Genomic DNA, 16,881 nt, shown 5'->3' with positions numbered 1-16,881 from the left:
TGATATTTAACTGAACTCGTCTGAGTGCAGTGTGGTTTCTTTGCGCCAAAAATAGCCCGTAACAGGTAGTCAGTACACTGGTAGCTGTAAGCCAGGGGCGGTAGCCTGCGCTTTTAGTTAAATGAATGAATAATAAAATTGCACGATTTTATTAGCGATAATCTTATTTAACTCACCGTTTTATGAGAGTTAAAAGGCCGGCGATTTCTGCCTGAGGAAACTCCTAAATAAATCAAATTTAATGTTAAGCCGGACGAAAGGGACGTGAAGTTTGGCTTAGCCATGATTCTCACTGAGGTTGATCTGTGAAAGATAAATTAAAAAATTCGATGTGGATGATTGCTGAAAAACTCATCGCAGTGTTTGGACTGATTTTTGTGACGTCCTATGTCGCGAAATATGTTGGACCGACCACCTTCGGCATTATCTCACTCTCCATGCTGGTGTTTCAGTTTATTCAGTCGATCGCCGTGATGGGCAGCGATGTGATTTTGCTGAAGCGTATTTCGCAAAATCGTCATTCAGGTATTCGCCTGATGATGGCGACTTTTCTGCTGGTGATGCTGATTTACTGCGGTTTAGCGCTCAGCGGCATGGTGATCATGGGAGAGGCGTGGAGCCGTGAAGCGCTGGTATTTATCTGCGCAGCGGCGATGGCCTGTCTGTTCTCGTCGATTGATCTGGTCAATATCTACAACGAGGCCATGCTCAACGCTCGACTCAATGTGATCGCCAACGTGATCGGCCTCGCCATCAGTCTGTCAGTGCGCTTCATTATTTCGTATCTGCAACTGGACCCTCAGTTTCTGGCGATCCCCATTGTGCTGGCCACATTGCTGCCGTTCAGCATCAAGCTAGCGATCTTCTGGCGCTATCATCGCCAGGGGCCGATTCCGGCGCTGCGCCACATCAAAAAGTATTCGCGCTACATGGTGGCTTCCGGCATTTCGCTGGTGTTCTCGGTGATCGCTATCGCGATTTATACCCGCGTCAACCAACTCAGCGTTTCGTATTTCCTCGGCGTAAAAGAGGCGGGGATATTTGCTGTTGCCATGACGCTGGCAACCTCATGGGTGTTTTTACCTAATGCCTTGTTGGCCTCATTTTTTCCGGCGTTCTTTGCCGAGCGTGATGATGAGCAGTCAATTATCAAAGCGCAAAAACTGCATCTGCTGGTCGTCGGGGTGTCCGCCATTGTGATCATGGCGATATGGCAACTCGCAGGTTGGTTTATCCGTGACTTTTACGGCGAGGCGTATCTCGATGCCATTGCGCCGACGCTGCTGCTCAGTGTGGGCGCGATGTGTGGTGTGCTCAGCAGCCTCATGGACCGTTTTATTATTAAGTACAACGGTTATCGCTTTTTAGTGAAAAAGACCTTTGCGGTATTAATTATCTGCCTGGCATCGTCCATTTTATTGGTGCCGCTTTTTGGTTTAACCGGCGCTGCCCTCAGCGTGGTATTAACCGAATTCCTCTCTTTCTCGCTGCTTAATTATTTCTTCACTGCGCAACCGGTGATGCGTATTCATCAGATTTTTTTCAACCCCAGGAAACTATGGCAGTTATTTGTCAATTACAAAACCTCAGACAGTAAAGAGAGTTTATCATGAATGAAAAACCACTTTTCAGTATTATTATTCCCGTCTATAACTCACAAAAAACCATCAAGCGGACATTGCTGAGTGTGCTTAATCAGACGTTCAGCGATTATGAAATTGTGGTGGTCAATGATGGTAGCACTGATTCAACCCTAAACGTACTGGAGGAGTTTTCACGTTATTCTCAGGTCACGGTAATAAACCAAAGGAACGCCGGTGTCAGCGCGGCTCGCAATAGCGGATTGCAACAGGCCAGTGGGGAATATGTTCTCTTCCTCGATGCAGATGATTGGGTGGATGATGATTTTTTGATGATCTTCAAACAGAATCTGGATGCATGGCCAACGGAGTCGGTAGATTTGATGGTAGGCAACCTCAACGACGGCCGTGTGGGCAAGGTCTCTCAGGCTGGCTTCTTCAGCAACGAGGATATTCCTTATGTGCTCGGTGAGCTGGAGATGAGCGACAACATTGGTTATTTGCATAATAAGTGTTATCGCCGTCAGATACTGAGTGAGCTGAATCTGCGCTTTATTGAGGGGATCTCAATGAGTGAAGATCTTTTATTTAACCTCAAATTCTTCAGCTGTATTAGCAATTTTCTGGTCACTCAGGGAACGGCTTACCATTATGAAGATGTTGCCGGTTCATTATCCAAGCAAAAGGTGCATTATAGCGAGCTTAAAGTCAGGAAACAGTTTCTGACCACGCTGTATGATTCTATCGTTGAGAAATATCAGGGAAGTAATCTCGATTACCTGCTAAAAGGCATTTCAAAACGCGTACTGGCGTTAGATATGCAAATTGTCACAGCGATGTATCATTCGTCGTTTTCACCTGCAGATATCGCGCAGGAAATTAATGAAATAAAGCGGGGGAAATACTCGAAAGGGATTTTCATTCTGCTGAATAAAAATGAAAAACTGAAGTACATGATTATGAATTTGAATACTATCACAGCGTACTATTTCCTCTATGCACTCTACAGAATGCGCGCATTCTGATTTGAAATTCCCCCGGGATTATTCTCTGTCATTGTCTGCTGCGGATATTCCTCAGAATACCGAGTGGAACGATGGCTTCGCCAGAGAGCAGTTGCCGGGGGAGTTTCACCTTTCTCTACTGCAGTCCCTGTGGCAACGGTTCGCCGTTGCCACATTTTCTCTGCCAGCACGGCCCGCTTTTCACTCCTCGCTGTCTCACGCATGATTCTCCGGCCAATACCCTGGGCGGTCTGCCTTTCGCGCCCGACAAATCCTTGCACTCCAGCATGCTCTCAGGTCAAATAGCGCCCCATGCAAACGTTTGCGTGCGCGAATCATGCATTTTTGTTGATTAAATAACCGATTCACGCATTTATGACGGCTTTGTGATGCATGTCTTGCGTTCAGGCAACCTTAAGTCGTCAAAAACGCGTAGCATGTGCCCCGTCGCACCAATGGCATGTTTAGCCGCCGTGATTTCGGCTGCATTGTTTAAAAAGCTTTAAATTCTGGAGAGACAGATGGACAACTCACAAACCGTTGCACAGGGCACGGTTGAGGCCCGTTCAACAGGCTGGCGTAAGAGTGATACCGTGTGGATGCTGGGCCTCTACGGTACAGCGATAGGCGCAGGCGTTTTGTTCCTGCCTATCAATGCAGGTGCAGGTGGTCTAATCCCCCTGATTATTATGACCATCCTCGCGTTCCCCATGACCTACTATGCACACCGAGCTCTGACGCGCTTTGTGCTGTCGGGTAAAAACCCCGGTGAAGATATTACTGAAGTGGTGGAAGAGCATTTCGGTGTGGGCGCAGGCAAGATCATCACCTTGCTCTATTTCTTCGCTATTTTCCCGATCCTGCTGATGTACAGCGTGGCGATCACCAACACCGTCGACAGCTTTATCGTGCATCAACTCGGGATGGTCTCGCCGCCGCGCGTGGTGCTGTCATTGGTACTGATCATCGGCATGATGACGGTGGTACGCTTTGGCGAGCAGATGATCGTCAAGGCAATGAGCGTGCTGGTGTTCCCGTTTGTCGCGGTGCTGATGCTACTGGCCGCCTATCTGGTGCCACACTGGCACGGCGCTGCACTGGAAACGCTGTCGTTCAGCCAAAGCGCTGGCGATAGCAGCATCTGGATGACGCTGTGGCTGGCAATTCCGGTGATGGTGTTCTCCTTTAACCACTCGCCGATTATCTCGTCGTTCGCGGTGGCGAAGCGCAACGAGTATGGCGCAGCAGCGGAAAAGAAATGCTCACGCATTCTCGCTAGCGCACACTTGATGATGGTGGTGACGGTGATGTTCTTTGTGTTCAGCTGCGTGCTGAGCCTATCACCGGCGGATTTGCAGGCGGCGAAAGAGCAGAACATCACCATTCTCTCCTATCTGGCAAACCACTTTAATGTGCCGATGATTGCCTGGATGGGACCGATTGTGGCGATGGTGGCGATCACCAAATCGTTCCTCGGCCACTATCTGGGTGCGCGTGAAGGCTTCAATGGAATGGTGGTGAAATCGCTGCGCAGCCGGGGAAAAAACGTGTCGCCTCAGCGTCTGAACCGCGTCACAACCGGCTTTATGCTGCTGACGACCTGGCTGGTTGCCACCTGGAACCCGAGTATTCTCGGCATGATTGAAACCCTCGGCGGGCCGATCATTGCGATGATTCTGTTCCTGATGCCGATGTACGCCATTCAGAAAGTCCCGGCGATGCGTCAGTACAGTGGCAAAATCAGCAATGTGTTTGTGGTGATTGTTGGCCTGTTAGCGATTTCGTCGATAGCGTATTCGCTGATGCATTGATGCAAAAGGGCGGCGCGGTTTCATCGCGCCGCTCTGTCTTACACTGCCGCTGTCTTGAAGACGCTCATTGACTGCGCCAGACGATCGGCCTGTTCCTGCAACGCTTGTGAAGCGGCAGAGGCTTCCTGCACCAACGCGGCATTCTGCTGAGTGACCGCTTCCATCTGGGTTATGGCCAGATTGATCTCACTAATACCACTGCTCTGCTCGCTGCTGGCAATGGTAATTTCACTCATGATATCCGCCACGCTCTTCACGCTGTTCACCACTTCACCAATGGTGGTTCCCGCGTGCGTCACCAGACGGCTGCCTTCATCCACTTTCGAGACTGAGTCTTCAATCAGGACTTTGATCTCTTTCGCGGCAGAGGCGGAGCGCTGTGCCAGATTGCGCACTTCGGTGGCGACCACAGCAAATCCACGGCCTTGTTCACCGGCGCGAGCAGCTTCAACCGCAGCGTTAAGCGAGAGAATGTTGGTCTGGAAGGCAATGGAGTCGATCACGCTGATGATATCGACAATCTTTTTAGAAGAGAGGGTGATCGCTTCCATCTTCTCGATGACTTGTTCCATCACCACGCCACCCTCTTTGGCAACGGTTGAAGTGGTGGCCACCAGCTGATTGGCTTCACGCGCGTTATCCGCATTGTGCTTCACGGTCGCGGTCATCTGCTCCATGGCGGAGGCGGTCTCTTCCAGCGAGCTGGCCTGCTGCTCGGTACGGGATGAGAGATCGATGTTGCCGCTGGAGATCTGATTTGAGGCCACGGCAATAGTGTCAGAACCGGCACGCACGTTGGACACGATGGTCAGCAGGTTATCGTTCATCGCCTGCAGCGCCTGCATCAGCACGGCGGTTTCATCTTTGCCGCTGACCTTGATGTGGGAGCTGAGATCGCCCGCCGCCACTTTCTCGGCGATGCCAACCGCTTCATTGAGCGGGCGGACAATTGAGCGCGTCAGCATAAAGCCAAGCAGCACGGAGGCGGCAATCGCAATCGCCGAGAAGATCAGTGTGATTTCGATGGCGGTCGAGCCGTCATCAATAATGCCAGTGCCTTCTTTGCGCAGTTGATCCGACTGTGAGTTGGCAAAAGCCACCGCGCTATCAAGGTAGGCGTTCTGGGTACTGGTGATTTTCTTGAGCACATAAGTGCTGGCTTCTTCAAGCTTGCCTGCACGTACCAGATCCAGCACTTCATTCTTTTGCTGCTCAAACAGCTGGCTGGCGGCCAGCAGACCGGCGATTTTCTTTTTACCGATTTCGGTAACCTGAATGGCTTCGATCTTTTTCATGGCGCTGTTGGTGCGCTCGGTTGCCTCATCCAGCTGCTTATAGCGTTGCACGTTATATTCCGGGCGCAGCGTATCAATCACCATGCCGCGTAAGTATTTGATCTGATCGTTCACACCATCGCGCACGTCAAAACCCAAACGGACTTTGACATAGCGGTCTTCCACAATAGAGGTGATGCCGTTTTTAATGTTGTTGATTTTCATAATCGACGTCACACCGACTACGCCCAGAAGGGCCACAACAAGTGCGAAGGCTATCCCTAAACGGACGCCCACTTTCATATTCTTTAAGCTCAACATTGGTTCTCCCCGTAATGCTAAATAGTGTTGTTTTCAAGACGGAAAAGCAGGCGGCTGGCCCGCATCAGGCTGATGTTTTATAAGATAAAGATACTTACCGGGCGTAATTAATCTGGTATGGCAGCACCGGTTCAAGCGCTATCAGTTATCGGTTGTTAATGTTTTAACTTTAATTTTTTAGAGGTGCGTCACAAAACCGTTAACATGATTAATGAGTGGATCGGTTTTATCAGGGAGGGCAGGACGTAAAAAAGGCGCGAATAACGCGCCTTATAGGGAGGTAGGTGAGATTAGAAAGGATTAACGTTTCTTTTCCAGCACGCGATGGATCACGCTCGACAGTTCATTAATCTCAAATTTCGCCACATAGCCATCGGCGCCGACTTTACGCACGTGGTCTTCGTTGGCACTGCCGGAGAGCGAGGAGTGGATCACCACCGGAATCTGACGCAATGCATCATCACGTTTGATATTACGCGTCAGGGTAAAGCCATCCATCTCTGGCATTTCCAGATCGGTTAACACCAGCGCGATTTTGTCGTGTATCGACTCGCCTGCCGCTGCGGCTTCTTTCTGCATCTCGTTAATTTTGATCCAGGCTTCCAGACCGGTGTTATGCATGATGGCCGGAATGCCCATGCTTTTCAGACCCTGTTCCAGCAACTGACGCGCCACTTTGGAGTCTTCCGCGACAATCGCCACCTGGCCAGGCTTGAGATTGAAATCTTTCGCCGTCTCAGCACTTGGCTCAACGCCACGCACCGAAGGGATGATGTCATACAGAATCTGCTCAACGTCCAGCACCATTGCCAGATTGTTGCTCTGACCGTCGGTATCGAGGCAGGCGATACTGGTGATATTGCGGCTGCCAATGCCGGCTTCGGCAGTGTGCACCTGGTTCCAGTCGAGACGGACGATATTCTCCACCGACTCCACCGCGAAGGCCTGGGTGCTGCGCGCATATTCGGTCACCAGCAGCAGATTGAGGCCGGTTTCCGGTTTACAACCGGTCACTGCGGGCAGGTCGATGACCGGGATAAACTGACCGCGAATACTGGCCATACCGAGCAGCGGTGACTGCATACCCGCTGCTCGGGTAATGGTGGGCATCGGTACGATTTCGCGCAGTTTAAACACGTTGATGCCGTATAGCTCAGATTTGCCTTTCAGCTGATCGGAACCCAGGCGGAACAGCAGCAGTTCGAATTTATTGGAAAGCGCAAGGTTAGCGCGTTCATCGATCTCTTTCTGAAAATTATCCATCATGGCCTCAAGCGGAATCTGGGCTGGGTAAAGGGGCAATGATTAACTTATCGGCAGCGCGGAAAAAAAATGAAGGGGCGGGGCAGAAAATTTAGCGCGAGAGTGAATACCCTCGCGCAAAGGGGATTACTTCAGCAGGATGGCGCGGACGCTTTTGCCTTTGATCTTGCCTTCTTTCAGTTTGATCAGCGCTTTCTTCGCTTGTGCGGCATCGATCGCCACATAAGCGTGGGTTTGTGTCAGGTCGATCTTACCGATTTGATCAGCGCTGAATCCGGCTTCACCGGTGAGCGCGCCGAGGATATCGCCAGGGCGGATTTTGGCTTTACGACCACCATCAATGCACAGCGTCATTTTGGTGGCAGGCAGAGCTTGCGCCGCTTTCCCTTTCAGGGTAGCGGAGGAAACCCAGTTGAGTTTCTGGCTCAGATACTCTTCCAGCGCATTAGCCCGCACCATTTCATCGGGCGCGACGAAGCTGACCGCCAGTCCTTTTTCGCCTGCACGACCGGTACGACCGATGCGATGGATATGCACTTCAGGATCCCATGCCAGCTGGAAGTTCACCACCAACGCCAGCGATTTGATATCCAGCCCGCGTGCAGCCACGTCGGTGGCAATCAGCACGCGGATGCTGCCGTTGGCGAAACGGATCAGCACTCGTTCACGATCGCGCTGCTCCAGATCGCCATGCAGTGCCAGTGCACTGATTTGACGATCGTTCAATGCGGCTGCAACGTCATCACACTCACGTTTGGTATTACAGAACACCACGCAAGAAGCGGGCTGCTGCTGGCTGAGCAGGGCACTGAGCAGATTGCCACGCTCACTGACGCTGGCTTCGATAAATTGCTGATCAATAGCAGGCAGTTCCGCTTTGTCTTCCGTGGCCACGGCCAATGCATCGCGCTGGAAACGCTGGCTGAGGCTGGCGATGGTATCCGGCCAGGTGGCAGAGAACAGCAGCGTCTGGCGTGCATCCGGCGTGAAACCAATGATCGCTTCCATATCGTCGCGGAAGCCCATCTCCAGCATGCGATCGGCTTCATCTAACACCAGCGTTTGCAGTGCGGTGAGATCGAGGTTGTCGCGCTTCAGGTGATCAAGGATGCGGCCCGGCGTGCCGACCACAATATGCGGTGCGTGCACCAGCGAATCGCGCTGCGCACTCATCGGTTGACCGCCGCACAGCGTCAATATTTTGATGTTGCGGGTAAAACGTGCCAGCTGACGCAGCACATTACTCACCTGATCGGCCAGTTCACGCGTTGGACACAGAATCAACGCCTGAGTTTGGGTGCGGGTGTTGTCAATGCGCTGCAGCAAGCCGATACCAAAGGCTGCCGTTTTACCGCTGCCGGTTTTCGCCTGCGCACGCACATCGCGCCCTTCAAGAATGGCGGGCAATGAAGCCGCCTGAATAGGTGTCATGGCGTCGAAGCCCATCTCGCGCAGGTTGTCGAGTTGGCTGGCAGGGAGTTGCGTCAGGGTAGAAAAAGCGGTCACGGGAATGTCTCAAATAGCGGTCAGGATTGCGGCGGTCAGTCTCGCAGAAAGGGCTGCTATCGGCAATGCAAATCGCGCAATTGATAACATATTGAAATCAATTAGCGCTATGATCGTTTGGTTAAATATTCGCCTTTAATAGGTGTAAAATTCTAATCATTTTATTCTTCGTGACCGGTTGCTTCAAAAGATGTGAAACGTCTTTCCTGAATGAAAAGGTGCAATTAGCGTTGATAAAGGGACTATATAGCGTCTTTTTGACCTGTTTTTGTCTATGTTACGCTTATGTGTCACTTAAGATGGGTAAAATTCCGATTAAAATAACCTGCCGTTTTGCTTTATATTTGGCGCGCCATTTGGCAAACAATAATATATTCAGAGGTCCACTTTGAGTCTTTACGTCCAGGGACAAAACGAAGACATTCTGAAAATCGTCGGCCGCGCCGTGTTAACCCTGCATCTGCACGGAGAGACCTTATCTTCGGATAAAGTCAGTTCCATGATTGCCTGTTACGCGGAAGAAGAGCCAGCTAGCGACGATGAAAACCAGCGTTTGTATGCGCTGGCGATTCAGATGTTATCGTAAATCCAGCAATCTGCAGTGGGCGCATGCCGCCCCTGCATTTACCGTTCATCAAGCCTCCGTAAGGAGGCTTTTTTGATCTCAGACGCTGAACACCGGCATACCGCTGTGGAAGGTGGCTCGTACCGGCGAGATGCGGGCGACAGCCTCAGCGGAGCAGCTCGCCTCAACCAGCATCATGCTGGCGTCATCCTGGACTTTTGGCCACTGGCGCTCGCCCTGGTTCGATAGCGGCAAGATGCCGCCGGTGGCAATGTGCAGTGCCCGGCTCAAACCAAACTCATCCGAACCGCGATAGAGTTGTGCATACAGGTTGGCTTTCTCCAGCATGCTGCCGGTGCCAAACGGTGACCAGTGATCGATCACGCTGTCGGTGCCGGTCATGACCGTGATGCCCGCGGCCTGCAATTGCGGTAACGGCATGGTGAGTTTGCCGATGGGGATGGTGGACGCCACGCTCATCTGTTGTTCAGCCATGCCTGCAATCATCTTATCGAGCGTTTTGCCTTCCAGCGTGGCCAGCGCAAAGCCATGGCTCAGCGTCACTCTGCCTTTGAGCGGCGGGTTCTTCGCGATGGTGTCCACCATATACTGAATGGCCGCCACGCCAGAAGGTGCGGTTTCGTGCAGATGGATATCGACGCCACGATCAAAATCGAACGCAATCTGGAACATAGCATCCAGCGAGGCCTGCATCGCGCCATCCACATTGGTGGGATCCAATCCGCCAACGTACTGCACGCCCATCTGCATCGCTTCGCGCATCAGGCCATCTACTTTGGAATGCAGTAAACCGTGCTGTGGGAAGGCGACAATTTCACAGGGAAATTCGGGGTGGTTCGCCAGCGCCCGCTTCAGATGCTCCAGGCTTTTTAGGCCACTCACCGGATCAATGTTGCAGTGGCTGCGAGCTTCGGTGGTGCCTTTGCTGTGCAGCAAACCGATCAAAGCTTCGGCACGCGCCTGCGAGGTTGGGAGCAACTGCGGGATTAATACCTGCTCACGGGCGATCATATCCATGATGGTTTTGCCCTGACGCGGGCGTGGCGCTTGCCAGGGGCCGCTGTAAAATGTTTTGTCCAGGTGGATGTGCATGTCGCGGGTGCGCGGCAACAGCAGCGAGCCTTCGGCATCCCATTGCGGAATGTCGGCGTTGCGCGCTTTACCAGCGGCTTCGATGGCGGCAAATTTGCCATCTTTGACGGTGATATCGTAAAGCGCAGTACGCGTCGCGATGATGTCGTTGCCCTCACGCTCAAAGCCTTCCTCGAGGCGTACGTTGAGCAATTGGTAATGATCCACGCGCGGCGGCGGCGTAGAGATTGGCGCTGCGGCAGAAGAGTGCGAGGGAGCGGCGGCGCTCATGCCGGCAGCCAGTAGGCTTCCGGCTGCGGTGAGGCGGACGCCCTGGCTAATGAAATCGCGACGGCTGGGTGAAGTGAGGTGCATCAGAGGCTCCAGTCAACAAGGAAAACGTTAATCTGGCAAAACCCGGGGCGCGGCGCTGCGATATTTCCCACTGCTGAGCAGTGGGAAAATCACTGCCACTTTAACTGGCAAAATTCCACTAACGCCACGGCCAGCGCCTGTTGCAAATCATCCTGTGGAGAGCGGCAAAACAGCGCCAGCTCAAAGTGGCTGATCGGCGGTAAGCCTGCGGCTTCGTCCAGCACACGATGGCCGGGCAGGCGACAACTGGCAGGCAGCAGCGTTAAACCTAATCCGGCCGCGCTGGCACTGGCGAGTGCCACCAGACTGGCGCTGCTGTAGCTGATGCGCCAGCTGCGGCCCAGCGCATCCAGCGTCTGACACATCTCCTCGCGATACAGTCCCTGCTGGGGAAATACCACCAGCGGCACTGGCGTCTGCTCAAAGCAGGGGTGTTCGGCGCTGTCCAGCCACAGCAGGGGCTCCGGTCGCGCTGCCAATGGGCGTTCACCGCCGGGTTGCTTGATCAGCATGATATCCAGCTCTTCTCGCTGCCACGCACGATGCAAGTCGACATACATGCCGCTCATCACGTCGAGGCGCAGCTGCGGATGTTCGCGACTAAACTGTGCGAGCAGTGCTGCGGTGGGGGCAGCAAAATCCTCTGGCACGCCAAGACGCAGGACGCCATCGCGCCACTTGTCGCTCAGTACATCGTGCGCTTCGCCGTTAAGCGCAATGATCCGGCGGGCATAGCCCAGTAATTTCTCTCCCTCTTCGGTCAATACCACCTGATGCGAGGTGCGTTCCAGCAGCGCTTTACCAATCATCTCTTCAAGGCGGCGCACCTGCTGGCTGACGGTGGATTGCGATAGATGCACGCGGTCGGCGGCGCGCGTAAAGCTGGCGGTTTCGCATACCGCAACAAAACTGAGTAACTGCTGCGGCGTAAACATCGGCTGACGATTCATTTTTCCACTGATCACTATGGTGTTATTTCATTTCCAAATAGTAACCATTGCTGCGACCCTGACAACCTTTCTACTGCAGGATTGTGTATGAACCGACATTCCAACGGATTGACGCTCGCCGCTTTGGTGCTGGCCGGGCTCAATATGCGTCCGTTACTGACTTCTGTTAGCCCATTGCTGGGCGAACTGCGCCAGGCCATGAGCCTCTCTTCCATTGCCGCTTCGTTGTTACCCGCCGTACCGATGGTGATGATGGGCGCGGTGGCGCTACTCAGTGCCTCCCTGATGCAACGTGTTCCGCTGCAACGTTTGTTGATCGCCGGGCTGGTCCTGCTGCTGCTGGCGCTGGCCGCACGCGGTGTGATTCAGGACGGACAATGGCTGGTGGTCAGCGCGCTTTTTGCCGGGCTGGGGGTTGGCGTGGTGCAGATGGCGATGCCAGGGTTGATCCGCCAGCGCTTTGCCCAGCGCAGCGCCCCCGTTACCGGGTTGTGGGCGGGCGCGTTGATGGGCGGCGGAGGATTGGGGGCAGCACTCTCGCCGTGGCTCAGTGCGCATTTCGGCTGGTCACTGGCGCTCACCGGTTGGGCACTGCCCGTATTGCTGGCGATTGTGCTGTGGTGGATCGTGCGTGTGCCGGTGGCGCAAAGCGCAGAGTCGGTATCTATGCCCTCGCTATGGCGAAAACCGCGCGCCTGGTCGCTGGCACTCAGTTTTGGCCTGGTCAATGGCGGTTATGCCACGTGCGTCGCCTGGCTTCCGGATGCTTATCACCACCTTGGCTGGTCAGCACAGGCGGGCGGCTCGTTACTGGGGGTGATGATCCTTTGCCAGGTGGCTGGCGCATTATTGATGCCCTTGCTGGCGCGCAAGGCGGATCGTCGTCCACAGCTGATCATCAGTCTGGTTTGCCAGCTGGTCGGTATGTGCGGTTTCCTGTTTGCTCCCCTGCTGGCGCCATGGTTGTGGGCGGCGATTGCCGGATTTGGTTTAGGGGCGGCGTTCCCGCTGGCGATGGTGCTGGCGCTCGATCACCTGCCACATCCGCAGGCGGGTGCACGCCTGGTGGCGTTTATGCAGGGCGCAGGTTTCATCATCGCCGGGTGTATGCCGTTTATTGCCGGTCAGTTGCAGGTGCTGACGCACAGTTTTACCAGCGTGTGGATGATGCAGGGCGCCGTAACGGTGGGATTGATCGTGCTGAATCTTCGCTTTCATCCCCACAGTTATCGTCGGGCCTTTGGTCAGACAGAATGATGATTGGTCCTACCAAAACGATTTAAATGTTGCCGCATCGTCACAGAACACGAAAAATAACCCCAACCTCGTTGCTTTAGGTTAACAATGCATTAACTATCTGGAGCCAGAAAGCCCCACACTGCAATTTGGTCCTACCAATTTCAGTGAGCAGAAGGGCAAGACCTGCGGCGCAAACCTGCATTGCCGTTGCGCTGCACTCATCTGGTAACCTCTGGAGATAACGGCATGCCGGTGTGGCAACAAAACTACGATCCTCTCAACAATCTGTGGCTCTCCAGCCTGGTGGCGGTGATCCCGATTGTGTTCTTCTTCTTCGCCCTGCTGAAGCTCAAGCTGAAAGGCTATCAGGCGGGCACCGCCACGGTGGTGATTGCACTGCTGGTGGCGCTGTTCCTGTATGGCATGCCGTTGGGCCAGGCGCTGGCTTCCGTGGTCTATGGCTTCCTCTACGGCCTGTGGCCAATCGCCTGGATCATCGTCGCGGCAGTATTTGTGTATAAAATCTCGGTGAAAACCGGACAATTCGACATCATCCGTGCTTCGATCCTCTCCATCACACCCGATCAGCGCTTGCAGATGCTGATCGTCGGATTCTCCTTCGGCGCGTTTCTCGAAGGGGCGGCGGGTTTTGGCGCACCGGTGGCAATCACCGCAGCCCTGCTGGTGGGATTGGGCTTTAATCCGCTGTACGCGGCTGGCTTATGCTTGATCGTCAACACCGCGCCAGTAGCCTTTGGTGCGATGGGGATTCCGATTATTGTCGCCGGTCAAGTCACCGGACTCGACAGCTTCCAGATTGGCCAGATGGCCGGGCGTCAATTGCCGTTCCTGACCCTCATTGTGCTGTTCTGGATCATGGCGATTATGGATGGCTGGCGCGGTATCAAGGAAACATGGCCAGCAGTGATCGTCGCGGGCGGATCGTTCGCCATTGCGCAGTTCCTCAGCTCCAACTTCCTTGGCCCGGAATTGCCGGACATCATCTCGTCACTGGCCTCTCTTATCTGCCTCACGCTGTTCCTGCGCCGCTGGAAGCCAGTACGTATTTTCCGTTTCGATGAGAAAACCGCCGTTGACCCGACGCAAACCTCTCAGCGCTATACGCTGGGCCAGATTGTGCGCGCGTGGATGCCATTCCTGTTCCTCACGGCTACCGTCACCCTGTGGAGCATTCCGCCGTTCAAGGCGCTGTTTGCTAAAGGTGGCGTGATGTATGACTGGGTGTTCAGCGTTCCGGTACCGCTGCTGCATGAGCTGGTGGCACGTATGCCGCCGGTGGTGAGTGCGGCAACGCCTTATGCGGCCATCTTTAAGTTTGATGTGCTGTCAGCCACCGGTACAGCGATTATCGTGGCGGCGGTGCTGTCCGTGATCTGGCTGCGTATGAAGCCCGCTGCGGCGATACAGACCTTCGGTGAGACGCTGAAAGAACTGGCACTGCCCATCTACTCCATCGGTATGGTGCTGGCCTTCGCCTTTATCTCCAACTACTCCGGATTGTCTGCCACACTGGCCTTAGCGCTGGCGCACACCGGCAATGCCTTTACTTTCTTCTCGCCGTTCCTTGGCTGGCTTGGTGTGTTTCTGACAGGATCTGATACCTCTTCAAATGCGTTGTTCGCGGCGTTGCAGGCCACCACCGCGCAGCAGATTGGTGTGTCGGATGTGCTGCTGGTGGCCGCCAACACCACGGGTGGCGTGACGGGTAAGATGATTTCACCTCAGTCGATCGCCATCGCCTGCGCCGCCGTGGGGCTGGTGGGTAAAGAGTCGGATCTGTTCCGCTTTACCGTTAAACACAGTCTGATCTTCACCTGCATGGTGGGGGTGATCACAACGCTGCAAGCTTATGTCTTAACCTGGATGATTCCATGACAGAAAACACGCCGCGATTAGCGGAAACGCTACGGGCGCGATTGCTCGCCTGGATTGAGGAACACCAGCTGGAGCCGGGTATGCGCTTACCGGCCGAGCGCCAGCTGGCCGCTGAGTTCGGTGTGTCACGCTCATCATTGCGTGAGGCGATTCAGCAGCTGATCAGTAGCGGCGTGTTAATCAGTAAACGCGGCGGCGGTACCTGGCTGTGTGAGCCGCAGGAGCCCTGGTCGGAACAGCGGATTGTCGAACCGATTCGCCAACTGCTGGCGGACGATCCCGATTATCGCTGGGATATTCTGGAAGCGCGCCACGCCATCGAAGCCAGCACCGCCTGGCACGCCGCCTTGCGTGCCACTGAAGCGGATAAAGAGAAGCTGCGCCTCGCTTTTGATGCTCTGCTCAAGATGCACGACTGCGATGATCCCGATATCGCGGCGCAGGCCGACCTGCGCTTCCATCTCGCCATCGCTGAGGCCTCGCACAATGTGGTGCTACTGCAAACCATGCGTGGTTTCTTCGATTTGCTGCAGTCTTCGGTACTGCACAGCCGCCAGCGCATGTACACCCAGCCGGTGATTTTTAATCGCCTGAATGAACAGCACCAGGCGATGTTCGATGCGGTGATGGCTGGTGATGCCGAGGCGGCACGCCAGGCGGCGATGGATCACCTCGGCTTTGTACATACCACCTTGAAATCGCTCCATGAAGATGAAGCCCGACAGGCGCGCATTACCCGCTTGCCAGGCGAATCCCTGGATAATCGTAAGGAAAAAAACTGATGATCATCTCTGCAGCCAGTGACTATCGCGCCGCGGCGCAACGCATCCTGCCCCCGTTCCTGTTCCACTATCTTGACGGCGGCGCGTATGCCGAACACACCCTGAAGCGCAATGTGTCCGATCTGTCGGACGTGGCGCTGCGTCAGCGGGTGCTGAAGAACATGTCCGATCTCAGTCTGGAAACCAAACTGTTCAACGAAACGCTGTCGATGCCTGTCGCGTTAGCGCCCGTGGGTTTGTGCGGCATGTACGCGCGACGCGGGGAAGTGCAGGCCGCGCGTGCAGCGGCACTGAAAGGTATTCCGTTCACGCTCTCCACGGTATCGCTGTGTCCGATTGAAGAGGTAGCGCCAGCCATTAATCGTCCGATGTGGTTCCAGCTGTATGTGCTGCGCGATCGTGGCTTCATGCGTAACGCACTGGAACGCGCGAAAGCGGCGGGCTGCTCGACGCTGGTCTTTACCGTGGACATGCCGACACCGGGCGCACGCTATCGCGATGCGCATTCGGGCATGAGCGGGCCAAACGCGGCGATGCGTCGCTACTGGCAGGCGGTAACGCATCCGCAGTGGGCGTGGGATGTGGGTCTGCATGGCCGTCCGCACGATCTCGGTAATATCTCAGCCTATCTCGGTAAACCTACGGGGCTGGAAGATTACATTGGCTGGCTGGCCAATAACTTTGATCCGTCGATCTCATGGAAAGATCTGGAGTGGATTCGTGAGTTTTGGGATGGCCCAATGGTGATCAAAGGCATTCTGGATCCCGAAGATGCGCGTGATGCGGTGCGCTTCGGCGCGGACGGTATTGTGGTGTCGAACCATGGCGGACGCCAGCTGGATGGCGTGCTGTCATCGGCGCGCGCGCTGCCCGCCATTGCAGACGCGGTGAAAGGCGATATTGCCATTCTGGCCGACAGCGGTATCCGCAACGGATTGGATGTGGTGCGCATGATCGCGCTCGGTGCAGACACTGTCCTGTTGGGCCGCGCCTTTATCTATGCGCTGGCGACGCATGGTCAGCGTGGCGTTGAGAATTTGCTGAATTTGATCGAAAAAGAGATGAAAGTGGCGATGACGCTGACCGGGGCCAAAAGCATTGCTGAGATCACCCAGGACTCGCTGGTGCAGGCAAATGCGCTGCTGAGCGAAGCGGGATTGCATCCGGCCCGACCGCGTGCCGTGAGCTGAGGCGCGAAAAGCAAAATGGGAGGGGTTGTCTAT

The 16,881-nt window shown here is 54.6% G+C and carries 13 protein-coding genes; 8 read left to right on the top strand and 5 right to left on the bottom strand.

The window, feature by feature from the left end; genetic code table 11:
- The first annotated feature begins 305 nt into the window (after positions 1-305).
- The 3 genes from H7A81_RS05405 (at position 306) to H7A81_RS05395 (ending at position 4,395) form a co-directional block, all read left to right on the top strand.
- A complete protein-coding gene (locus H7A81_RS05405; protein WP_182056942.1) occupies positions 306-1,613 on the top strand; it encodes an oligosaccharide flippase family protein in 1,308 nt (435 codons plus the stop codon).
- Positions 1,610-2,605, top strand: coding sequence for a glycosyltransferase family A protein (locus H7A81_RS05400; protein WP_034825312.1), 996 nt, complete (start codon positions 1,610-1,612; stop codon positions 2,603-2,605). The genes H7A81_RS05405 and H7A81_RS05400 overlap by 4 nt, the downstream gene beginning before the upstream one ends.
- 500 nt (positions 2,606-3,105) lie before the next feature.
- Positions 3,106-4,395 carry an HAAAP family serine/threonine permease gene (locus H7A81_RS05395; RefSeq protein WP_097117541.1) on the top strand — a complete coding sequence of 430 codons (1,290 nt, stop codon included), beginning with the start codon at positions 3,106-3,108 and terminating at the stop codon, positions 4,393-4,395.
- A gap of 38 nt (positions 4,396-4,433) precedes the next feature.
- Here the strand turns inward: H7A81_RS05395 and H7A81_RS05390 are convergent, their stop codons facing one another.
- The 3 genes from H7A81_RS05390 to dbpA form a co-directional block, all read right to left on the bottom strand.
- Entirely contained in the window at positions 4,434-5,990 is a 1,557-nt protein-coding gene (locus tag H7A81_RS05390; protein ID WP_182056941.1) for a methyl-accepting chemotaxis protein, read from the bottom strand.
- Between the two features lie 300 nt (positions 5,991-6,290).
- The gene (locus H7A81_RS05385; protein WP_034825306.1) at positions 6,291-7,253 is read right to left on the bottom strand and encodes a chemotaxis protein; all 963 of its coding nucleotides are present in this window, start codon (positions 7,251-7,253) and stop codon (positions 6,291-6,293) included.
- 126 nt (positions 7,254-7,379) lie between these two features.
- Positions 7,380-8,759, bottom strand: coding sequence for an ATP-dependent RNA helicase DbpA (gene dbpA / locus H7A81_RS05380; protein ID WP_160867966.1), 1,380 nt, complete (start codon positions 8,757-8,759; stop codon positions 7,380-7,382).
- 388 nt (positions 8,760-9,147) lie between these two features.
- On the opposite strand from dbpA, the gene H7A81_RS05375 reads away from it, so the two are divergent.
- Complete coding sequence (locus H7A81_RS05375; protein ID WP_034825302.1) at positions 9,148-9,345, top strand: hypothetical protein; 198 nt, start codon at positions 9,148-9,150, stop codon at positions 9,343-9,345.
- Positions 9,346-9,423: 78 nt separating this feature from the next.
- On the opposite strand, the gene H7A81_RS05370 is transcribed toward H7A81_RS05375, so the two are convergent.
- Together H7A81_RS05370 and H7A81_RS05365 are read right to left on the bottom strand one after the other, a co-directional pair.
- Positions 9,424-10,791 (bottom strand): amidohydrolase family protein, encoded by a 1,368-nt coding sequence (locus tag H7A81_RS05370; RefSeq protein ID WP_182056940.1) that lies wholly within the window; start codon positions 10,789-10,791, stop codon positions 9,424-9,426.
- A gap of 89 nt (positions 10,792-10,880) precedes the next feature.
- Positions 10,881-11,741 carry a LysR substrate-binding domain-containing protein gene (locus tag H7A81_RS05365; RefSeq protein WP_058961528.1) on the bottom strand — a complete coding sequence of 287 codons (861 nt, stop codon included), beginning with the start codon at positions 11,739-11,741 and terminating at the stop codon, positions 10,881-10,883.
- 87 nt (positions 11,742-11,828) lie between these two features.
- Between H7A81_RS05365 and H7A81_RS05360 the strand changes: the two genes are divergently transcribed.
- The 4 genes from H7A81_RS05360 to lldD all read left to right on the top strand — a co-directional run bounded on the left by H7A81_RS05360 (position 11,829) and on the right by lldD (position 16,848).
- Positions 11,829-12,998, top strand: coding sequence for a cyanate transporter (locus H7A81_RS05360; RefSeq protein ID WP_182056939.1), 1,170 nt, complete (start codon positions 11,829-11,831; stop codon positions 12,996-12,998).
- Positions 12,999-13,226: 228 nt separating this feature from the next.
- The gene (lldP, locus tag H7A81_RS05355) at positions 13,227-14,876 is read left to right on the top strand and encodes an L-lactate permease (protein ID WP_160834020.1); all 1,650 of its coding nucleotides are present in this window, start codon (positions 13,227-13,229) and stop codon (positions 14,874-14,876) included.
- A complete protein-coding gene (lldR, locus tag H7A81_RS05350) occupies positions 14,873-15,658 on the top strand; it encodes a transcriptional regulator LldR (protein WP_034830467.1) in 786 nt (261 codons plus the stop codon). The genes lldP and lldR overlap by 4 nt, the downstream gene beginning before the upstream one ends.
- Positions 15,658-16,848 carry an FMN-dependent L-lactate dehydrogenase LldD gene (gene lldD / locus H7A81_RS05345; protein ID WP_034830470.1) on the top strand — a complete coding sequence of 397 codons (1,191 nt, stop codon included), beginning with the start codon at positions 15,658-15,660 and terminating at the stop codon, positions 16,846-16,848. The genes lldR and lldD overlap by 1 nt, the downstream gene beginning before the upstream one ends.
- Positions 16,849-16,881: the final 33 nt, after the last annotated feature.

Origin of the sequence: Pantoea sp. ME81, assembly GCF_903970985.1 — a bacterium.
Classification (GTDB): Bacteria; Pseudomonadota; Gammaproteobacteria; order Enterobacterales; family Enterobacteriaceae; genus Pantoea; species Pantoea communis.
Note: the sequence above shows the minus strand (reverse complement) of the source record. Positions and strands in the feature narration are given on the sequence as shown.

What these genes read in the sequence shown, in the direction of transcription:
- H7A81_RS05390 (WP_182056941.1), bottom strand. Translation starts at nt 5,990, where the DNA reads ATGTTGAGCTTAAAGAATATGAAAGTGGGCGTCCGTTTAGGGATAGCC.
- H7A81_RS05385 (WP_034825306.1), bottom strand. Translation starts at nt 7,253, where the DNA reads ATGGATAATTTTCAGAAAGAGATCGATGAACGCGCTAACCTTGCGCTT.
- lldP (WP_160834020.1), top strand. Translation starts at nt 13,227, where the DNA reads ATGCCGGTGTGGCAACAAAACTACGATCCTCTCAACAATCTGTGGCTC.
- H7A81_RS05370 (WP_182056940.1), bottom strand. Translation starts at nt 10,791, where the DNA reads ATGCACCTCACTTCACCCAGCCGTCGCGATTTCATTAGCCAGGGCGTC.
- H7A81_RS05365 (WP_058961528.1), bottom strand. Translation starts at nt 11,741, where the DNA reads ATGAATCGTCAGCCGATGTTTACGCCGCAGCAGTTACTCAGTTTTGTT.
- lldR (WP_034830467.1), top strand. Translation starts at nt 14,873, where the DNA reads ATGACAGAAAACACGCCGCGATTAGCGGAAACGCTACGGGCGCGATTG.
- lldD (WP_034830470.1), top strand. Translation starts at nt 15,658, where the DNA reads ATGATCATCTCTGCAGCCAGTGACTATCGCGCCGCGGCGCAACGCATC.
- H7A81_RS05400 (WP_034825312.1), top strand. Translation starts at nt 1,610, where the DNA reads ATGAATGAAAAACCACTTTTCAGTATTATTATTCCCGTCTATAACTCA.
- H7A81_RS05395 (WP_097117541.1), top strand. Translation starts at nt 3,106, where the DNA reads ATGGACAACTCACAAACCGTTGCACAGGGCACGGTTGAGGCCCGTTCA.
- H7A81_RS05360 (WP_182056939.1), top strand. Translation starts at nt 11,829, where the DNA reads ATGAACCGACATTCCAACGGATTGACGCTCGCCGCTTTGGTGCTGGCC.